We start from the raw sequence: 4,283 nt of genomic DNA, 5'->3' as shown, positions 1-4,283 counted from the left end.
AGGGCCATTTCACCGATCCGCTCGATGCGGCGCTCGGCGACCTGTTCGACCGCAACCTGCCGACGGCGACAATGGCCGGGGCCGTGTTCGACCTCGCCGGCTTCGCCATAGGCCACGCGGAGCGCCAGAAGTTGATCGAGTTTGTCGCTACGCATCTGGTCCATTTCAAGCAGGGTGGCCCGAAGCTGGCTTTCGCCGCGCTCGGCATCGGCAACGAGGCGCCCGGGGTGGGCGGGTAGCTCGTTCCCCGACACTGGGATTTTGAAAGGTTGCCGCTTGCCTTGGCAGACCCATGCCTTGGCGATTGGCCGAGACGCCTGTCGCGGTCGTCATCCACGGGCGGAGCGAAGCCCTGGAATGACGAGGTTCATGAGCCTGCAGCTCATCGCCAGCCTTTGCGCTGACTACCCCAGCGGATGTTGACAGCCTTGCCCGACAAGCCTGCAATGTTTCAAAATCACTGTGTTGAGGAACTACTCACCCGACCCGTTCACGACCTGCCGCGCGGCATAGTCGGATCCGTTCGAATTCCAGAACAGGCGCACCGCCTTGCCGACCAGGTTCCCGTAAGGCACCGTGCCCATGGTGAAGCGGCTGTCGGCGGAATTGTCACGGTTGTCGCCGAGCATGAAATACTCCCCGGCCGGCACGACGATTTCGGGCGTGTCGTCGCCGATCGAAGGGGCGGTGTAGTCGATCACCAGATAGGAGACGCCTTCCGGCAGCGTTTCGCGCTGCAGCCGTGCCGAGCGTATGTCCTGGGTGACATAGTCACCGAGGTCCTCCAGCTCGACGGGCACCCGGTTGATGTAGAGCCGGCCGTCGCTCATCTGGATGCGGTCGCCCGGCAGACCGACGATGCGCTTGACGTAGTCCGTTTCGGGATCGCTGCGCGGCCTGAACACCACCACATCGCCGCGTTTCGGCGGGCTGCCCAGGACCCGACCGTCGACCGGCAGCAATCCGAGGGGAATACTGTAGCGGCCATAGCCATAGACATATTTGGAAGCGAAGAAATAGTCGCCCAGCTGGAGCGTCGGCTCCATGCTGGCGGACGGCATCGAGAAGGGCTGGAACAGGAACGTGCGGATCGCGAGCGCCGCCCCATAGGAGGTGAGAGCGACCAGGATCAGCACCCAGAACCCCTGCGCGTACCACTTGTCGGGCCGGAAACGCCGCGCGAACGGAACGACGATCGCCGCCGACAGGATCGCCAGACCAGGCCCGGCGAAATCGGCAAGCCAGGCCAGATTGGCGCTTGGGAAAACCGGCAGCCCGACATAGCAGGCTGCAATCGAGGCCAAGCTGACGACGATCAGCCAGGCGACCGCGGCACGGCCGGCGCCGATCCACAGGAAGCCGCCGAAAGGCCCACCGAACAGCGACACCAGCGCTGTCGACCATCTCGATCGTGAGCCTTGTTCGTTGGACATCCGGCGGCCTTCTCACAAGCAGCGCGGACTGTCTCGCAAACGACAAAACGGGGCAAATAAAAAAGCGGGGCGAACCCCGCTCTTCAATTGAAGTCAGGCGCGACTTCCTCAGGCTGGCAGCAGCGCGCCTTCCAGCGTGGTGAGCTGGGCGAGGAACTGCTCGGCGCGGCTGCGCGCCACGTCGTCCTTGGCGTCGGCGGCGTCTTCCTTGGCGTCCTGGATACGACGCGCGAGGTCCGCACGGTCGATGTCGTTCACATGCACCGCCGATTCGGCGAGCAGCGTGCAGCCGGACGGCAGGATGTCGGCGAAACCGCCGAACACGACATAGCGGTCTTCCTTGCCGCTGGCCGCCTTCACCGTGACGACGCCGGGCTTGATGGTGGTCATGACCGGCGCGTGCTGCGCCATCACCGTCATCTCGCCTTCGGCGCCCGGGATGACGACGGACTCGACCTGTTCGGAAACGAGCAGCCGCTCCGGCGAGACCAGTTCGAACTTGAAAGCTTCAGCCATGATCAATTTAGCGAATGGTGAATGGTGAATGGTGAATGGCCCAAATGACCTTCACCTCAGTCCGATTTCCTATCCGCTACTCCCTATTCACCATTCACTATTGACCATTCACCAATCAGGCCGCTTCAGCCGCCAGGCGCTGCGCCTTCTCGACCGCTTCGTCGATGCCGCCGACCATGTAGAAGGCGGCTTCCGGCAGGTGGTCGTAGTCGCCGGCGCAGAGGCCCTTGAAGCCCTTGATGGTGTCCGCGAGGTCGACCAGCTTGCCCGGCGAGCCGGTGAAGACTTCGGCGACGAAGAACGGCTGCGACAGGAAGCGCTCGATCTTGCGGGCGCGGGCCACCGTCTGCTTGTCCTCTTCCGACAGCTCGTCCATGCCAAGGATGGCGATGATGTCCTGCAGCGACTTGTAGCGCTGCAGGATCGACTGCACCTGGCGAGCGACCTGGTAGTGCTCCTCGCCGACGACCATCGGGTCGAGCATGCGCGAGGTCGAGTCCAGCGGATCGACGGCCGGGTAGATGCCCTTTTCAGAGATCGCGCGGTTGAGCACGGTCGTGGCGTCGAGGTGCGCGAAGGAGGTCGCCGGCGCCGGGTCGGTCAAGTCGTCGGCCGGCACGTAGATGGCCTGCACCGAGGTGATCGATCCCTTGGTCGTGGTCGTGATGCGCTCCTGCAGCGCGCCCATGTCGGTGGCCAGCGTCGGCTGGTAACCCACGGCGGAAGGAATGCGGCCGAGCAGCGCCGACACTTCCGAGCCCGCCTGCGTGAAGCGGAAGATGTTGTCGACGAAGAACAGCACGTCTTGGCCCTGGTCGCGGAAATATTCGGCAACCGTCAGGCCGGTCAGGCCGACGCGGGCGCGCGCGCCCGGCGGTTCGTTCATCTGGCCGTACACGAGCGCTGCCTTCGAGCCCTGGCCGCCGCCCTTCTTGTTGACGCCCGATTCGATGAACTCGTGATAGAGGTCGTTGCCTTCGCGGGTGCGCTCGCCGACGCCGGCGAACACCGAGAAGCCGCCATGGGCCTTGGCGACGTTGTTGATCAGTTCCTGGATCAGCACGGTCTTGCCGACGCCGGCGCCGCCGAACAGGCCGATCTTGCCGCCGCGGGCGTAGGGCGCCAGCAGGTCGAGAACCTTGATGCCGGTGACCAGGATCTGCGCTTCCGTCGACTGGTCGACATAGGCTGGAGCCGGCTGGTGGATGGCGCGCAGCTCGACGGCGTCGACTGGGCCGGCTTCGTCGACCGGCTCGCCGATGACGTTGATGATGCGGCCGAGCATGCCCGGACCCACCGGGACCGAGATCGGCGCGCCGGTGTCAAAGACGTCCTGGCCGCGGACCAGGCCTTCGGTCGAGTCCATGGCGATGCAGCGCACGGTGTTCTCGCCGAGATGCTGGGCGACCTCGAGCACCAGGCGGTTGCCGACATTGTCGGTTTCCAGCGCGTTCAGAATGGCCGGCAGATGGTCTTCGAACTGCACGTCGACGACGGCGCCGATGACCTGGCGGACCTTGCCGGCGGCGCCGACGCGCTTGGCCGCGACGCTCGCCGCGGAAGCGGCGGCCTTGGCCGGAGCGGCCGCCTTCTTTGCCGGAGCGGCGGCCTTCGCGGCGGCTGCCGGGGCCTTTGCCGCCTTCGGGGCCGATGCCTCCTTGGCCGCGGTCTTCGGGGTAGCTGCTTTCGCCATCGTCTTTGCCCTTTTCGTCTATCCGTTGTTCACGCCGCCGCGAGGTCTCGGACCCCGCTTGCGCGCGCCTAGAGCGCCTCGGCGCCCGAAATGATTTCGATCAGTTCCTTGGTGATCTGCGCCTGCCGCTGGCGGTTGTAGGTGATCGACAGCCTGTTGATCATGTCGCCGGCATTGCGCGTCGCATTGTCCATCGCGCTCATCTTGGCGCCCATCTCGCCCGCCGCGTTTTCCAAAAGCGCCCGGAAGATCTGCACGGCGATGTTGCGCGGGATGAGGTCGGAGAGGATCTCGCCCGGCTCCGGCTCGTATTCGTAGACCGCGCCGCCGTTGCCACCTTCGGTGGCGGCCGAAGCCTGCGCTGCCGGGATGATCTGCTGCGCAGTCGGGATCTGGCTGATCACCGACTTAAACTGCGAATAGAACAGCGTGCAGATGTCGAAGCCGCCCTCGTTGAAGAGGTGGATGACCTTGCGCGCGATCGCATCGGCATTGACGAAGCCGAGCGTCTTGACCTCGCGCAGGTCGACCCGCTCGAGGATCAGCGAGGCGTAGTCGCGGCGCAGGATGTCGTAACCCTTCTTGCCGACGCAGATGATCTTCACCTGCTTGCCGTCGGCCACCAGCCTGCGGATGTGGTC

4 protein-coding genes and 1 pseudogene are annotated in these 4,283 nt (G+C 65.0%); 1 reads left to right on the top strand and 4 read right to left on the bottom strand.

The window, feature by feature from the left end; translation table 11 throughout:
- Window positions 1-239, top strand: a pseudogene (locus EOD07_RS24640) (mannitol dehydrogenase family protein); the annotation flags it as partial.
- Between the two features lie 234 nt (window positions 240-473).
- Here the strand turns inward: EOD07_RS24640 and lepB are convergent.
- The 4 genes from lepB to atpG all read right to left on the bottom strand — a co-directional run.
- On the bottom strand, window positions 474-1,433 hold the full coding sequence (gene lepB / locus EOD07_RS24635; protein WP_127237287.1) for a signal peptidase I: 960 nt from the start codon (window positions 1,431-1,433) through the stop codon (window positions 474-476).
- A 108-nt stretch (window positions 1,434-1,541) separates the two neighbouring features.
- The gene (locus tag EOD07_RS24630) at window positions 1,542-1,949 is read right to left on the bottom strand and encodes a F0F1 ATP synthase subunit epsilon (RefSeq protein ID WP_040991593.1); all 408 of its coding nucleotides are present in this window, start codon (window positions 1,947-1,949) and stop codon (window positions 1,542-1,544) included.
- A gap of 115 nt (window positions 1,950-2,064) precedes the next feature.
- Window positions 2,065-3,642, bottom strand: a complete 1,578-nt coding sequence (atpD, locus tag EOD07_RS24625; protein WP_040991592.1) for a F0F1 ATP synthase subunit beta — start codon at window positions 3,640-3,642, stop codon at window positions 2,065-2,067.
- Between the two features lie 68 nt (window positions 3,643-3,710).
- The coding region (atpG, locus tag EOD07_RS24620; RefSeq protein ID WP_127237286.1) for an ATP synthase F1 subunit gamma at window positions 3,711-4,283 on the bottom strand (573 nt) is incomplete at its 5' end.

This window comes from Mesorhizobium sp. M2C.T.Ca.TU.002.02.1.1, from assembly GCF_003997225.1.
The sequence above is the reverse complement of the archived record's forward strand: the minus strand, read 5'-3'. Positions and strand labels throughout refer to the sequence as shown.